Raw genomic sequence first — 15544 nt, forward strand, 5'->3', positions numbered from 1 at the left:
ATTCCGTATTTGTCGTAACCGACCGACCGACCCCACGACCCAGGAGATGCGGCGGACCTAGCATCATGGGGTAACCGGTTGTGCGGGCTTGTTTGCCGCCCATGGAGTTGAGCATCGCGCCAAAACGAAAAAAAATCAACGAATTCTTAACGTTTCCGGCAAGACTCCTTGTCTCATAGTTAATCGCCGAGCGCCTGATTGTCTCACCAAGCGGCATTTACGTTATAGAAGACAACAGTAAGCCTGCCCCTGAAAAGCAACCTTTGTGTGCATAAAATACAACCCCGGAAAATGAATACAACTTCGCAAGGCATGATTGTATTTATACAACCTGTTGAAATCTATCGTCAAAAATGAATGAAACGATTTATAGCCAAATTTGACTACACGGGCTTCGATTCGGCCCCTTGAACCGGTCGACGACGGGAAAAATTGTCCTGACGGCAAGTGCCCTAAAAATCAGGCATTTGCTCAAAAAACCGAGGAAGCCTGTGGAAAAAGCGTAGGCAGACGTCGATTGGGATGCGACTCAGGCGGCGGCGGCCACGACGCGGTTGCGGCCCGAGCGTTTAGCTTCGTAAAGCGCGGTATCCGCGCGCTTCAGCAGACCTTCCGGGCTGTCGCCCGTCGGCAGAACGGAAGCGGTGCCCATCGAGGCGGTAATCGGCAATAGGACATCGGTGCCGGGAATGCGGAACGGCTCGCGCTCGACGATGGTGCGCAGACGCTCCGCCACACCGGCCGCCATTTCCGGCGTCGTGTCGGGCATAACGAGCACGAACTCCTCCCCGCCATAACGGCAGGCGAGATCGGCGCCGCGCACGGCCGAGCGCACGCGGTTGGCGAATTCGCGCAGCACCGCGTCGCCGGCATCGTGGCCATAGGTGTCGTTGACCAGCTTGAAACGGTCGATATCCGTGATGCAGACCGAAAGCGGACGGCCACGCGCCGTGGCGCGGTCGATCAGGAGCTTCATGTGGTTGTCGAGGTAACGGCGGTTGTGCAGCCCGGTCAAGCCGTCCGTCACGGCAAGCTCGATCGTCTGCCGCACGCTTGCGCGCAGACGGTCGTTGCAGCGCTTGCGGCGGATCTGGGTGAGACTGCGGGCGATCAGCTCGTTCGGGTCGATTGGCCGGATCAGGTAGTCCGTCACGCCGAGATCGAGCGCGCGCACGACCATGTCGTCGTCGCCCTGCTCCGTGACCAGCAGGATCGGCAGGAAACGCGTGCGCTCCAGCGACCGCAACTGCGAGCACAGGCGCAGCGGATCGTAATCCGTGAAATTGGCGTTGACGATGACGAGCTCGTAGTTGCTCTCGGCGGCCTGGAACAGCGCCGCCTGGGGATCTGACATGCAGGTGACTTCGGCGATGGGCTTCAACGCACGCGCAACACGCTCCTGCGAACTCGCACGGCCGTCGACCAGCAGGACGTCGCCCGGCTCGTCGCCGAGATTGCTGTCGAGCCCCTCCTCCATCGAGATCGCGCGGGCGGTCGTTGCACGCATGCGCAGCTCGTCGGTCAGCGTCTTGAGGCGCACAAGGCTTTTCACCCGCGACATCAGCTGCAGATCGTTGACCGGCTTGGTGAGAAAATCGTCGGCACCGGCCTTCAAACCGCGCACGCGATCGGACGGCTGATCGAGCGCCGTGACCATGACGACGGGAATATGGGCAGTGCGCGGATTGGCCTTCAGCCGCTCGCACACCTCGAAACCGTCGATGCCGGGCATCATGATGTCGAGCAGGATGAGATCGACCTGGGTGCGTTCGCAGATCGACAGCGCTTCATAGCCGTTGTCGGCCGTCAAGACGTCGAAATATTCCGCCAGAAGCCGCGCTTCGAGCAGCTTCACATTGGCGGGAATATCATCGACGACGAGAATGCGTGCTGTCATGGTCGCGCCCCTGCCTCACGCGTCGCCGAGATAGGTTTTAATCGTCTCGATGAATTTCGGTACGGAAATCGGCTTGGAGACATACGCCTCGCAGCCGCCCTGCCGGATGCGCTCCTCGTCGCCCTTCATCGCAAAGGCCGTGACCGCGATGACGGGGATCACGTGAAGCTCGTCGTCCTCTTTCAGCCACTTGGTGACTTCAAGGCCCGAGACTTCCGGAAGCTGGATATCCATCAGGATCAGATCGGGGCGATATTTGCGCGCAAGATCAAGGGCTTCCATACCGTTCCGAGTCTGGATGGTCGTGTAGCCGGATGCCTCGATAAGGTCCCGGAAGAGCTTCATGTTGAGCTCGTTGTCCTCGACAATCATGACCTGCTTGGGCATCGTAAGTCCCTGTTCCTCTGACCGGCCTTGCAACCCATCGGGAGATGGATAAGTTGCGGCAAAGCCGAAATCACCCAGCCTGACCGCAGCCACGTTAGCGTCACTTGGTTGATTAAAAGGTAAATTTCCCGAGGGAAAAGAATGAAAAGCCAAAAAGATACACCTGCGGCCGAGACCGCGGAGACAACTGCCGTCGCCATTCTCGGCTGGCTCGCCGGCGAACCGGAATTGCTGTCGCGTTTTCTGGCGCTGACGGGTGTCGCGCCGTCCGAGGTCCGTAACGCCGTCAATGACCCCGGCTTCCTCGCCGGCATCGTCGATTTCCTGATGAGCCACGAGCCGGATCTGCTGGCGTTCTGCGACGCGACGGGCACCAAACCGGAAACGGTCGTGCACGCCCATGCGGTACTGTCCGGCCCCGCCGACTGGTGAGCAGTCGGCGCCCGGCACCGTTCCAGCGCCTTTGTGTGTACGGTCATGCATTCCATCCCGGGCGACACTTGAGACTCGTGAATTTAGGCACTAATGTCGCGATGTTCAATGTTTGTTCCTGATGATGAGCACCGCCGCACCACGCTTCCCGGGCTTCTGTCGCGACTGCCTGTCCGGGCAGAAGGCGGGCCTGCGCCGCTGCAGCGCCTGCGGCAGCCCGCGCCTCCTCTATCATGACGAACTCTACGACCTGACGCTGGCGCATATCGACTGCGACGCCTTCTATGCCGCCGTGGAAAAGCGCGACAATCCCGAGCTTGCCGACAAACCGGTCATCATCGGCGGCGGCAAACGCGGCGTCGTCTCCACCGCCTGCTACGTCGCGCGCATCCACGGCGTGCGCTCGGCCATGCCGATGTTCAAGGCGCTAGAAGCCTGCCCCAATGCGATCGTCATCCCGCCGGATATGGAGAAATACGTAAAGGTCGGCCGCCAGGTGCGCGCCATGATGCAGGATCTGACGCCGCTGGTGCAGCCGCTGTCCATCGACGAGGCCTTTCTGGAACTGAAGGGCACGGAACGTCTGCACCACGATCCGCCTGCCCGCGTGCTCGCCCGCTTCGTCCAGCGCGTCGAGCAGGAGGTCGGCATCACCATTTCCGTCGGCCTCTCCTATTGCAAATTCCTCGCGAAGGTCGCCTCCGATCTCAACAAGCCGCGCGGCTTTTCCGTCATCGGCGAGAAGGAAGCGCTGGATTTCCTGAGAGATAAGCCGGTGCGCCTCATCTGGGGCGTTGGAAAGGCCTTTGCGGAGACGCTGGAGCGCGACGGCATACGCAGCGTCGGCCAGCTTCAGACCATGGAGGAAACCGACCTGATGCGCCGCTATGGCGTGATGGGCAAGCGGCTGTTCAATCTGTCGCGTGGTCAGGATGATCGCGAGGTCCATCTGAACGACGCCGCAAAGAGCGTTTCGTCCGAAACCACGTTCTTCGACGACATCTCCAGCTATGACGAGCTTGTCACGCATCTGCGTCGCCTCAGCGAAAAGGTTGCCGCGCGCCTGCGCAAATCCGGCATCGCCGGCCATACCGTCGTGCTCAAGCTGAAGACCGCCGACTTCAAGAGCCGCACGCGCAACCGCAGGCTCGAAGACCCGACCATGCTTGCCGACCGCATCTTCCGCACCGGCATCGAGCTTTTGCGCAAGGAGACGGACGGCACGAAATACCGCCTGATCGGCATCGGTGTCAGCGATCTCACCGATCCCGCTCGCGCCGACCCGCCCGACCTTGTCGATCCCGCGGCAACCCGCCGCGCAGCGGCCGAAGCCGCGATGAACACGCTGCGCGACAAATTCGGCAAGGCCAGCGTCGAGACCGGCTATACATTCGGTAAATCCGGCCCCGATCGCTTTCACGGAAAGTTGACCTTCAAGACGGCCGGAAAAATCGACGACCCCACCGAATAAATCCCGGCAAACCAGCGTTCCTCCCTGCATCGGGTTGGCACAGATCGGGGGATCGGCCGGGTGCATCAAGCCTTCCTTAAATCGGATGCACTACGCTTGCCGTCGGTTTGTATTGCGTACGGATGGGTAACATGAAGTTTCGCCTGGCGACTGGCATGAGCATACTTGGCCTGCTGTTGAGCTGCGGTACCGCGCTTGCGGGCACGCTCGAGGGGCCGTTGCAGATCATCGTTTCGAAGGACCTGCAGGAACTGAAGATCTACGACGGCGACGTGGTCGTCGCCACCTCGCACGTCTCCACCGGCAAGGCCGGCCATTCGACGCCGACCGGCATCTTCTCGATCCTGGAGAAGAAGCGTACGCATTTCTCCAACATCTATGACAGCGCGCCGATGCCTTTCATGCAGCGCCTCACCTGGTCGGGTATCGCGCTGCACGCCTCCAACAGCGTGCCGTCCTATCCCGCCTCGCACGGCTGCGTGCGCCTGCCGAACGCCTTTGCCAAGACGCTGTTCAGCGTGACGCGGCGCGGCGGCCATGTGCTGATCACCGACCGCGAGATCGTGCCGCAGGAAATCGTTCATGCCGCACTGTTCAAGCCCGTCGTCGTGGTGCCGGATACGCCGCTTCTCTCCCAGGCGGGCCTGCGGCCCGGCCTGATCGAGGCCGGCGACAAGGCCGTCGAGGTTGCGATGACCGATCCGAAGCCGGAAATCCTCCCGGCGGTCGTGCAGAAGACCGAGCAGGACCCGATCCGCATCCTGATCACCCGTCGCGGCGACCGCGAGATGATGATCGACCTGCAGACGATGCTGACGTCGCTCGGCTACGATGCCGGCGTGCCGGATGGCCTGCATGGCAAGCAGACCGTGATCGCCATCCGCGCCTTCCAGCTCGCCGAGGGGCTGAAGGAAGACGGCATGCTGACGCCGGAACTCGTGGCCGCCGTCTATGCCAAGGCCGGCAAGGGCACGCCCCCGAACGGCCAGATCCTCGTGCGCCAGAAATTCAAGCCGCTGGTCGAAGCCGCCATCACCATCCGCAACCCGGAAATCGCGCTCGGCACCCATTTCCTGCTGGCACGCGACGTCGATAGCGACAAGGGCAAGGCGGACTGGTTCGGTGTCAGCGTCGACAACCAGCTTTCGCCCGCCACGCTGAAGCGCCTGGGCATCACCACCGAAGCCGATGCCTCGCAGCCGGATGCGCTGACAAAGACGCTCGACCGCCTGGACATTCCCGCCGACACGCGCCTGCGTATTTCCGAACTGATGGGCGAAGGCGCCTCGCTGTCGATCTCCGACATTGGCCTCGGCCCGGAAACCGGCGACGGCACGGACTTCATCACCGTGACGCGCAAGGTGCAGCAGAAGGCCGATGCCTCGGCGGTGCAGGGCATCAAAAAAAGGAAGAAAAAGGCGTCATCGATTACGGTCGTGAATTGACGGGACAGACGGCCGTTTGTTTTGAGGTCGAGGAGGTCTTCACCGAAGAGAATGACCTTCTCGTCCTGTCTCTCGGCTTCGTCTCTGCGGATGACCCGCTCGACATCATCCATTTCGCCTGCGGAGGTGAACGGAGCGGCTCGAGCCCACCACCGGCCGAGGACCTGCTCTATGTGGAACGCACCGACCAGAGCCTCGCCTGCGACGGTCGCGACGTACAAAGCCTCATCGGCGATCACGACCGCATCGAGTTGCTGCTGACGGAAAATGGCGCCCGTGCCTTGGGTTTGCCGATGCACACGCACTATCTTTTCAGCAAACATCCTGATCTGCAGCCTGCCGCTTTCTCGATGCTCGCTGCCATGGTTGCAGCCGGCCAGCAACAGGTTGCCGTCCGACTTCCCCTTCAGGCCACCGATCATCCCGCGTCATAGTGCTTCCCAGCGGAACCGGCTTGCGCTCCTACACCAACTCCACATCCAGCACGCCGGGCGCCGAGCGCAGGGCGGCGGCGATTTCGGGGGAGATGCGGAAGCGCTCGTTCAGCTCCACCTCGATCTCGCGCTGGCCGTTGTCCTTGATGACGATGAAGGAGACGAGGCCGTCGCCCTTGGTGTTGAGATGGGCGGCGATGGAACGCAGCGGGCCGCTGTCGCGCACATAGACGCGCAACGCCTTCTGGGTCTGGAGCGATTCCTCCTCAAGGGAGCGCAGCGTCTGGATGCGCAGGCCGATGCCCTCCGGGCGCTCTTCCGCCTGCACGGTCATGACCAGTGATTTGCCGGGCTCCAGCAGGTCGCGGTACTGGTTGAGCATTTCGGAAAACAGCACGGCCTCGAACTGGCCGGACGAATCCGAGAAGGCGACGATGCCCATCTTGTTGCCGGTGCGCGTCTTGCGCTCCTGCTTGGAGGTGACCGTGCCGGCAAGACGGCCGGCCGTCGCACCGCGTTTCACGGCAGCGGAAAAATCGCCAAATGTCTGCACGCGCATCTTCGCGAGAAGCGGCGCATAGGTATCGAGCGGATGAGCGGATAGGAAAAAGCCGAGCACCTGGAACTCGCGGTGCAGTTTTTCCGAGGCGAGCCAGGGCGTGTAGGCGGGCAGCGTGATGACCTCCGGCCCGGTCGCAGCGCCCATGCCGAAAATATCGCCCTGCCCGCTCGTCTTGTTTTCCTGCGCACGCTGGGCAGCCCCCAGCAGACGGTCGAGGCCGGCGATCATGGCGGCGCGGTCGTGACCGAAGCAATCGAAGGCGCCGGCGACAATCAAGCTTTCGAAGACGCGGCGGTTGACGAATTTCGGATCGATGCGCGTGCAGAAATCCTCGAGGTTCTTGAACGGCTTGTCGCTGCGCACCTCGACAATATGCTGGACCGCGGCCTCACCGACGCCCTTGATGGCGGCAAGCGCGTAGTAGATCCGGTTTTCGCCGGTTTCGAAATGCGCAAAGGACGTCTGCACCGAGGGTGGGATGACGGCGATGCCCAAGCGGCCGGCATCCTGCCGGAAATCGTTCAGCTTGTCCGTGTTGGACATATCGTAGGTCATCGACGCGGCGAGGAATTCGACCGGGTAATGCGCCTTCAGATAAGCCGTCTGGTAGGAGACGATGGCGTAGGCAGCGGCGTGCGACTTGTTGAAGCCGTAGTTGGCGAATTTCGCGAGCAGGTCGAAGATAAGGTCGGACTGCGGCTTGGACACGCCGTTCTTGACCGCGCCGTCGACGAAGCGGGCGCGCTGCTTGTCCATTTCCTCCTTGATCTTCTTGCCCATGGCGCGGCGCAGAAGATCGGCCTCACCGAGCGAATAGCCGGAGAGAACTTGGGCGATCTGCATCACCTGTTCCTGGTAGACGATAACGCCCTGGGTTTCCTTCAGCAGGTGGTCGATCTTCGGATGGATCGATTCGATCTCCTCCTCGCCATGCTTGCGAGCGTTATAGACCGGGATGTTCTCCATCGGGCCGGGGCGATAGAGCGCGACCAGCGCGATGATGTCCTCGATGCAGTCCGGCCGCATGCCGATCAGCGCCTTGCGCATACCGGCACTTTCCACCTGGAACACGCCGACCGTCTCGCCGCGCGACAGCATCTCGTAGGTCAGCTGGTCGTCCAGCGGCAGGCTTTCGAGTTTCACCTCGATATTGCGCTTGCGGATGAAATCGACGGCGGTCTTCAGCACGGTGAGCGTCTTCAGGCCGAGGAAGTCGAACTTCACGAGGCCGGCCTGTTCCACCCATTTCATGTTGAACTGGGTGACGGGCATGTCGGAGCGCGGATCGCGGTACATCGGCACGAGCTGCGACAGCGGCCGATCGCCGATGACGATGCCGGCGGCATGCGTGGAGGCGTGGCGGTAGAGACCTTCGATCTTCTGGGCGATATCGAGCAGGCGGGCGACGACCGGCTCCTTCTCCGCCTCCTCCTGCAGCTTCGGCTCTTCCTCGATCGCCTTGTAGAGCGGCGTCGGATTGGCGGGGTTGTTCGGCACGAGCTTGCAGATCTTGTCGACCTGACCATAGGGCATCTCGAGCACGCGGCCGACGTCGCGCAGTGCGGCACGCGCCTGCAGCGAGCCGAAGGTGATGATCTGCGCCACCTGCTCGCGGCCGTATTTCTGCTGCACGTAGCGGATCACCTCTTCACGGCGATCCTGGCAGAAGTCGATGTCGAAGTCGGGCATCGAGACGCGTTCCGGGTTGAGGAAGCGCTCGAAAAGCAGCGAGAAACGCAAGGGATCGACGTCGGTGATGGTGAGCGCGTAGGCGACGAGCGAACCTGCACCCGAGCCGCGGCCCGGCCCGACGGGAATATTGTGCTGCTTGGCCCATTTGATGAAGTCGGCAACGATCAGGAAGTAGCCGGGAAACTTCATGCGTTCGATGACGCTGAGTTCGAAATCCAGCCGCTCGCGATAATCCTGCTCCGTATAGCCCGGCGACAGGCCGAGCAGCGCCATGCGGCTCTCGAGACCCTCCACCGACTGGCGGCGCAGCTCTGCCGATTCCGCGCGTTCCGCCTCTTCCGGATCGTCCGTCGCGCCCGTGAAGCGCGGCAGGATGGGCCCGCGCGTTTTCAGCACGAAGGAGCAGCGCTTGGCGATCTCGACCGTGTTCTCCAGCGCCTCCGGCAGGTCGGCAAAGAGCTTTGCCATGTCCTTGCGGCTCTTGAGATAGTGATCCGGCGAGAGGCGGAAGCGGTTGTCGTCCGACACCATCGCATTGTGCGCCACCGCCATCAGCGCGTCATGCGCATCGTAATCGTCCGGCGACGGGAAGAACGGCTCGTTGGTCGCAACCAGAGGCACGTCTTGCGCATAGGCAAGTTCCACCATGCGCCGTTCATGTTGCTTGTCGTAACGCCCATGGCGCTGCAGCTCGATATAAAGTCGATCGCCGAACACCGTCTTCAGCGCATCGAGCCGCGCTTTTGCGACAGCGGGCTGCCCGGCAAGATAGGCCATGTCGATGGGACCGCCGCGCGCGCCTGTCAGCGCGATCAGCCCGTCCGCGCCGCCCTCCGCCAGCCAGCTATAGGCGATACGAACTGTCTGCCCGCTTTCGCCGCCGAGATAGGCGCGGCTGACGAGTTCGACGAGCCGTGCATAACCGGCGTCGCTGGCTGCAAGAACGACGATCGACGGCAGTTTCTGAAGCTGCGCCTGTCCGCTGCGCCTTTCCCCCTCGCCCTCGTCTTCCATGTCGATCGACAGCTGGCAGCCGATCAAGGGCTGGATGCCGTCGCCGACGGCTTTTTGCGAGAATTCGAGCGCCGCGAACAGATTGTTCGTGTCGGTTATGGCGATCGCCGGCTGCTGGTCGGATACGGCCTTGCCGATGATCTTCTTGATCGGCAAGGCGCCTTCGAGCAGCGAGAAGGCCGAATGCACGCGCAGGTGCACGAATTCGGGCGTCTCGGCGATCTTCTCGCCAACCGTTGCTTCCGCCGCTTCCGCCATGTCAAACGTCCTTCCGATCAGAAGAAAGACCTTAAGCGGATTCGGACCCGTCTCGTCCAGACGGTTCTTGGCTTTGCACCCGCTTTCCACCGGACGAGTCCGCGCGGAAAGCGCAAATGATCAATGGAGAGAGTTGGACCGTCAGATTCCAAAGAGGAGGACGGAGAAGCTGGCGACGAACAGGGCGATGGAGGTGAATGCTGCAAAGTCACGAAGAAAATCGGTCATTGTGGCTCCCTTTCCTTTTATGTTTTTATTTTGTTCTATTTCTGTTCTCATGTCAACAGCTTTCCACAGCCCCTCTGGACCGGCGCCGCCGCGCGCAATAAGGTCGCCTCGGCCCCATGGAGGAAATAAGATGAAGTCGATTGCCGCCGCCCTCGTGTTTTCGATTGTTCTGCCTGCCGCAACGATGGCCGCCGACTTTCCGGCAGACCGCATCGTCGCCATGGCGAGCGGCGACTGGAACAAGGACGGCACGGCGGACCTGGCTGTGATCGCGACGCCGGGCGATGACAGCGGTGACGACAACGGTCTTTACATCTATCTCGCGGAGCCCAACGAGAACCGACTGACGCTTGCCCTGTCGCTGCCGAACAGCGTCTGGGGCGACCTCACCATGTCCGGTCGCGAACCGGAGCTTGCCGCGCTCGCCAACGGCTCCCTCACCCTCACGACCAAGAACGACTCGGTCGGGCGCGACCGCTGGCGCCAGTCGCTGACCATCGCCTACCGCAATTTCGATTTCATCGTCGCCGGCTACACCTATTCGAGCTACGATACGCTCGACCCCAATGCCAGCGCCGAATGCGACCTCAACGTACTGACCGGCAAGGGCAAGACCAGCGGTGGTCCGGTTTCCGGCCAAGCACAGTTCGCGCTGCTCAAGGACTGGAAGGACGAGACCGCCCGCTCTATCTGCGGGCTGGACAACTGACGGCAGGCATCCGCCCCCAGGGCAGCGACATGGAAGGACAATTGCGATGACCGACGAGATCAGCTTTGAAATGTCCCTGTTCGTCGAGCACGGACGCGAACAGGAGGCAGCGGATTTCTACAGTGCCGCCTTCGGCGCGACCGTGGTCGAGCCCTACAGCCTCGACGGTGTGCTGATGGGCTTTGCCATGCGCTTCGGCGCGATGCCGGTTGCGGTCGCGGGATCCAACCCGCGGCGTGAAGAGAACCCGTCCTATGGCGGGCCGTTCTTCCCCAAGGCGGCCGGATCCGTCAGCGCGGTTTTCACGCTGACCGTCGACGACATCGAGGGCACGATGCAACGGGCGATCGAAGCCGGCGCCGTGACGCGGGATGTGGTGCAGGTGGATGTGCTGGGCCGCCGCGTAGCATCGGTCTTCGATCCGTTCGGGCACATCTGGGCGCTTGTCGAGCGCAGGGCCGAAACGGTCACGCTCGCGGCGTGATATCGAACAGCAGGTCGTTTAAACCAGTTCCTTGACGAGCCCGTCCTCGATCGTCACCCGGCGATCCATCAGGCCGGCGAGCTCGTGGTTGTGCGTGGCGATCATCGCGGCGAGGCCGGACTGGCGGGCGAGCGCTTCCAGCGCCTCGAAGACGTAGCCCGCAGTTTCCGGATCGAGATTGCCGGTCGGCTCGTCGGCCAGAAGCAGGAGCGGCGCATTGGCGACCGCGCGCGCGATGGCGACACGCTGCTGCTCGCCGCCGGAGAGTTCCGACGGACGATGATCGGCGCGGTGGCCGATGCGCATGTAATCGAGCAGCTGGGCGGCGCGCTCACGCGCCTCGGCCTTGGAAAGGCCGCCGATCAACTGCGGCATCATGATGTTTTCAAGCGCGGTGAATTCCGGCAGCAGATGGTGGAACTGGTAGACGAAGCCGATCTCGCTGCGACGGATCGCCGTGCGCTGGTCGTCCGAAAGCTCTGCGCAGGAATGGCCGTTGACGAGGACTTCGCCCGCATCGGGCTTTTCGAGCAGGCCGGCGACATGCAGCAGCGTCGACTTGCCGGTGCCCGATGGGGCGACGAGTGCTACGGTCTCACCGCTTCTAAGCGTGAAATCGGCTCCCTTGAGGATCGACAGCACCGTCTCGCCCTGGCCGTAGTGCCGTTCGATGCCCTTGAGTTCCAAAGCGACGCGCGCAGCCATGCGTGTATTCCTATTCGTACCTGAGGGCCTGAACCGGATCGAGCTTTGAGGCACGCCAGGCGGGGAAGATCGTCGCGAGGAAGGAGAGCGCCAGCGCCATGACGATGACGGTGACCGTCTCGCCGGCATTCATGTCGGCCGGAAGCTGGCTGAGGAAATAGAGTTCCGGGTTGAACAGCGTGGTGCCTGATATCCAGGAGAAGAACTGGCGGATCGATTCGACGTTTAGGCAGACGATGACGCCGAGCAGCACGCCGGCGAAGGTGCCGACCGTGCCGATGGCCGCACCTGTCATGAAGAAGATGCGCATGATCGCGCCCGACGTGGCGCCCATGGTGCGCAGGATCGCGATGTCGCTGCCCTTGTCCTTCACCAGCATGATCAGGCCGGAAATGATGTTGAGCGCGGCGACGAGCACGATCAGCGTCAGGATCATGAACATGACGTTGCGCTCGACCTGCAGGGCCGAGAAGAAGGTCTGGTTGCGCTGGCGCCAGTCGGTGATGAAGATCTGCCGCTCTGCCGCCGCCTCGATGGGCTGGCGCAGGCTGTCGATCTGGTCGGGATTGGAGACGAACAACTCGATCGACTGCACGACGCCTTCGGAATTGAAGTAGAGCTGCGCCTCGTCCAACGGCATGTAGATGATCGAGGCGTCATATTCCGACATGCCGATCTCGAAGACGGCCGAGACCGTATAGGTCTTCACCCGCGGATTGACCCCAAGCGGCGTCACGTCCCCTTCCGGTGCCACGAGCGTGATCTGGCCGCCGGCGCTGAGGCCCAGTTGCTCGGCCATGCGCGCGCCGATGGCAACACCGCCGCCGGAGGCAAAGCCGACGAGGTCGCCTTCCTTGATATGGTCGGAGACGGATTTCATCTTGGCGAGGTCATCGGCGCGGATGCCGCGCACCAAAGCGCCCGTGCCGCCGCCGGCCGTGCCCTGCGCCAGGGTCTGGCCTTCGACCAGTGGGATGGCCATGGTAACGCCGGGAACGGCGGCAAGACGCTCCGCGAGCTTGGCGTAATCATTCAGCGGGCTGTCGATCGGCTGAATGATCATATGCCCGTTGATGCCGAGGATGCGCGAGATCAGCTCGGTGCGGAAACCGTTCATCACTGCCATGACGATGATGAGCGTCGCAACGCCCAGCATGATGCCGATGAAGGAGAAGCCGGCGATGACCGAGATGAAGGCTTCCTTGCGCCGGGAGCGCAGATAGCGCCAGGCGACCATCCGCTCGAAAGCGGAGAACGGGCGGCTCTTCTTGAAGGCCTGGGCCTCTGTCGCCCCGCTCGCTGCGTCAGCCATGCTGTCTCCCTGTTTTCCCGGCTCAAGCCGACATCAGTTGCCGGACGTCAGGCGGTTGATCGCCGCCTCGATGGTCAGCGTCTCGCGCTCACCGGTCTTGCGATCCTTGATCTCGACTTCGCCATTGGCAACGCCGCGCGGGCCCGCGATGACCTGCACCGGCGCGCCGATGAGATCGGCGGTCGCGAACTTCGCGCCGGCACGTTCGTCCTTGTCGTCATAGAGCGCGTCGATGCCGGCATTCAGGAGCGCGGCATAGATCGTCTCGCAGGCGGCGTCGCAGGCGGCATCGCCCGACTTCATGTTGATGACGATGGCCTCGAAGGGCGCGACGGCCTTCGGCCAGATGATGCCGTTCTCGTCATGCGAAGCTTCGATGATGGCGGGCACGAGGCGCGTCGGGCCGATGCCGTAGGAGCCCATATGCACGGTATGCTCCTTGCCGTCCGGACCCTGTACCTTGGCGCCCATGGCTTCGGAATATTTGGTGCCGAAATAGAAGATATGGCCGACTTCGATGCCGCGGGCCGACAGGCGTTCGCCTTCCGGGATCGCCTCGAACGCGGGCGCGTCGTGCATTTCCGACGTGGCGGCGTAGCGCGAGGTCCACTTGTCGAAAATGCTCTTCAGACCGGCAACGTCGTCGAAATTCGTGTCCAGGCCGGGGATGTCGAAGTTCAGGAAGTCCTTGTGGCAGAAGACCTCCGACTCGCCGGTATCGGCGAGAATGATGAATTCGTGGCTGAGATCGCCGCCGATCGGGCCGGTATCGGCGCGCATCGGAATGGCGCGCAGGCCCATACGCGAGAAGGTGCGCAGATAGGCCGCGAACATGCGGTTATAGGCATGCACGGCGCCTTCGCGGTTCAGGTCGAAGGAATAGGCGTCCTTCATCAGGAATTCGCGCGAGCGCATGGTGCCGAAGCGCGGCCGGATCTCGTCACGGAACTTCAGCTGGATGTGGTAAAGGTTGAGCGGCAGGTCCTTGTAGGATTTGACGAACGAGCGGAAGACGTCCGTGATCATTTCCTCGTTGGTCGGACCGTAGAGCATCGGACGCTCCTGGCGGTCCTTGATGCGCAGCATTTCTTTGCCGTAGGCGTCGTAGCGGCCGCTCTCCTGCCAGAGTTCGGCCGATTGCAGCGTCGGCATCAGAAGCTCGACGGCGCCGGAGCGGTTCTGCTCTTCGCGAATGATGGCGTTCACCTTGTCCAGAACGCGCTTGCCCAGCGGCAGCCAGGTATAGATACCCTGGGACTGCTGCTTGATCATGCCAGCCCGCAGCATGAGGCGGTGCGAGACGATCTCGGCTTCCTTGGGGTTTTCCTTGAGGATGGGAAGGAAGAAGCGGGAAAGGCGCATATCGGTTTCCGGTGTGACTGATCCGCCCTATTTCGGGAATCGGGCAAAATGACGTTGATTTTGATGCGTTCATAAACGCTTCGCTGGCGGAAAGAAACCCGGCAAGCCACGCCCGCCGGGCAACGCGAAGCGCTGTCCACCGCTCTTGGCGGATTTGTCGAATGTGGCAGAAAAATGAGGCCGCCTATAACAGAAATTGCGCATCTATTGTCAATCGAAAAATTTTATTCCACTGTAGCAAAAATGCAAAAAAAGCGGATGACAACGCCTAACGTTTGGGCTAGTTTCAGGCCACAAAACAGGCAGGAAGTGCAAATTCCAGCCATTTTCGCGGTCAAGTCTTGGGAGGATCAGATCTTAGGCGCGCGTAGACGCTGCCACCGCACAACGGATAAAGATCACGCGATACCTGCAAAACAAGGCTTTCAGCCTTGTTTTTTTTTGCCTTTTGCCGCGCTTCCCTGCTTTGCCGAGCACGTTACGATTAATTCAGAACGACGCAAATCCGCTGTGCAAGCCCCCTGCGACACTGCGCCTCACGTTACGCAAGCCTCCCTCAACGGAAACATGCCGATTTCAGGTTGCCGGACAGGCCAAAGCGGATTGTTGAACAAGCTTTTCGACGCAGCGCAAACGGAAGACTTTTCCGTAAAAGGCCGGGCAAGCGAAACCCCTTACCCATGCGCCGATTAAGGTCGTTAATCTTTGTGGCCGCGACTATTCGTAGTTCGGGTAGAACTGCGGCAACGAATCCAGTCCATAGCCAAGGCGTACGGACAGCACGTACCAGGCGCTATAGATCACGGCGGAGACGAGCGTGGTGATCAGCACGATACGGCCGCCGCGGAAGCGGGCGGGCGCGCTTTCCACCGAGCCGGGCACCACGTCATTCGCCTCGGCCTGCGTCCTCAAGCCGAATGGCAGGACGGCGAAGAGCGTCAGCCACCAGACGATGAAGTAGACGGCGAAAATGGAAAACAGCTGCATGGATAAGCCCTCGTGCGACAGCGGTTCTTTTACGCCGCTTGGCTGCGAAGTTCAAACGGCTGGACGGCGGCGTGCTGTCACACCTCTTCATCTCCGGCGCGCATGGATGATGAAGGAGGCATCGGCTGTGCTATGCGCCGGTAGCGAAATTGCCGTCACAGAGTT

At 61.8% G+C, this 15544-nt stretch carries 14 protein-coding genes; 6 read left to right on the plus strand and 8 right to left on the minus strand.

Translation table 11 applies throughout. The features are described 5' to 3' along the window. Positions 1-529 precede the first annotated feature (529 nt). Both ACOZKU_RS00005 and ACOZKU_RS00010 read right to left on the minus strand, forming a co-directional pair. Entirely contained in the window at positions 530-1897 is a 1368-nt protein-coding gene (locus ACOZKU_RS00005) for a PleD family two-component system response regulator (protein ID WP_314094641.1), read from the minus strand. 15 nt (positions 1898-1912) lie between these two features. Beyond that, complete coding sequence (locus ACOZKU_RS00010; RefSeq protein WP_010065708.1) at positions 1913-2284, minus strand: response regulator; 372 nt, start codon at positions 2282-2284, stop codon at positions 1913-1915. A 141-nt stretch (positions 2285-2425) separates the two neighbouring features. Between ACOZKU_RS00010 and ACOZKU_RS00015 the strand changes: the two genes are divergently transcribed. From ACOZKU_RS00015 to ACOZKU_RS00030, 4 genes are all read left to right on the plus strand, one after another. Continuing rightward, positions 2426-2716: a DUF3572 domain-containing protein gene (locus ACOZKU_RS00015; protein WP_421577123.1), complete on the plus strand. Its 291-nt coding sequence runs from the start codon at positions 2426-2428 to the stop codon at positions 2714-2716. Between the two features lie 124 nt (positions 2717-2840). Beyond that, on the plus strand, positions 2841-4187 hold the full coding sequence (locus tag ACOZKU_RS00020; protein ID WP_421577163.1) for a DNA polymerase IV: 1347 nt from the start codon (positions 2841-2843) through the stop codon (positions 4185-4187). A gap of 131 nt (positions 4188-4318) precedes the next feature. Then, positions 4319-5632, plus strand: a complete 1314-nt coding sequence (locus ACOZKU_RS00025; protein ID WP_421577124.1) for a L,D-transpeptidase family protein — start codon at positions 4319-4321, stop codon at positions 5630-5632. Continuing rightward, positions 5629-6066, plus strand: coding sequence for a hypothetical protein (locus ACOZKU_RS00030; RefSeq protein ID WP_421577125.1), 438 nt, complete (start codon positions 5629-5631; stop codon positions 6064-6066). Before ACOZKU_RS00025 ends, ACOZKU_RS00030 begins: the two co-directional genes overlap by 4 nt. Positions 6067-6094: 28 nt before the next feature. On the opposite strand, the gene dnaE is transcribed toward ACOZKU_RS00030, so the two are convergent. Both dnaE and ACOZKU_RS00040 read right to left on the minus strand, forming a co-directional pair. Next, on the minus strand, positions 6095-9592 hold the full coding sequence (dnaE, locus tag ACOZKU_RS00035; protein WP_421577126.1) for a DNA polymerase III subunit alpha: 3498 nt from the start codon (positions 9590-9592) through the stop codon (positions 6095-6097). 141 nt (positions 9593-9733) lie between these two features. After that, positions 9734-9871 carry a hypothetical protein gene (locus ACOZKU_RS00040; RefSeq protein WP_421577127.1) on the minus strand — a complete coding sequence of 46 codons (138 nt, stop codon included), beginning with the start codon at positions 9869-9871 and terminating at the stop codon, positions 9734-9736. A gap of 79 nt (positions 9872-9950) precedes the next feature. Here ACOZKU_RS00040 and ACOZKU_RS00045 point away from each other — a divergent pair, with 79 nt between their 5' ends. Both ACOZKU_RS00045 and ACOZKU_RS00050 read left to right on the plus strand, forming a co-directional pair. Beyond that, positions 9951-10529 carry a hypothetical protein gene (locus ACOZKU_RS00045; RefSeq protein ID WP_421577128.1) on the plus strand — a complete coding sequence of 193 codons (579 nt, stop codon included), beginning with the start codon at positions 9951-9953 and terminating at the stop codon, positions 10527-10529. Between the two features lie 46 nt (positions 10530-10575). Continuing rightward, positions 10576-11013 (plus strand): VOC family protein, encoded by a 438-nt coding sequence (locus tag ACOZKU_RS00050; RefSeq protein ID WP_421577129.1) that lies wholly within the window; start codon positions 10576-10578, stop codon positions 11011-11013. A gap of 18 nt (positions 11014-11031) precedes the next feature. On the opposite strand, the gene ACOZKU_RS00055 is transcribed toward ACOZKU_RS00050, so the two are convergent. The 4 genes from ACOZKU_RS00055 to ACOZKU_RS00070 all read right to left on the minus strand — a co-directional run bounded on the left by ACOZKU_RS00055 (position 11032) and on the right by ACOZKU_RS00070 (position 15379). Further along, positions 11032-11718, minus strand: coding sequence for an ABC transporter ATP-binding protein (locus ACOZKU_RS00055; RefSeq protein WP_421577130.1), 687 nt, complete (start codon positions 11716-11718; stop codon positions 11032-11034). 10 nt (positions 11719-11728) lie between these two features. Continuing rightward, positions 11729-13030, minus strand: coding sequence for a lipoprotein-releasing ABC transporter permease subunit (locus tag ACOZKU_RS00060; protein ID WP_421577131.1), 1302 nt, complete (start codon positions 13028-13030; stop codon positions 11729-11731). A gap of 33 nt (positions 13031-13063) precedes the next feature. Continuing rightward, positions 13064-14392 (minus strand): proline--tRNA ligase, encoded by a 1329-nt coding sequence (proS, locus tag ACOZKU_RS00065; RefSeq protein ID WP_421577132.1) that lies wholly within the window; start codon positions 14390-14392, stop codon positions 13064-13066. A gap of 717 nt (positions 14393-15109) precedes the next feature. After that, positions 15110-15379, minus strand: a complete 270-nt coding sequence (locus ACOZKU_RS00070; RefSeq protein ID WP_314094658.1) for a DUF1467 family protein — start codon at positions 15377-15379, stop codon at positions 15110-15112. Positions 15380-15544 lie beyond the last annotated feature (165 nt).

Origin of the sequence: Shinella sp. M31, from assembly GCF_049199205.1 — a bacterium.
Lineage (GTDB): Bacteria > Pseudomonadota > Alphaproteobacteria > Rhizobiales > Rhizobiaceae > Shinella.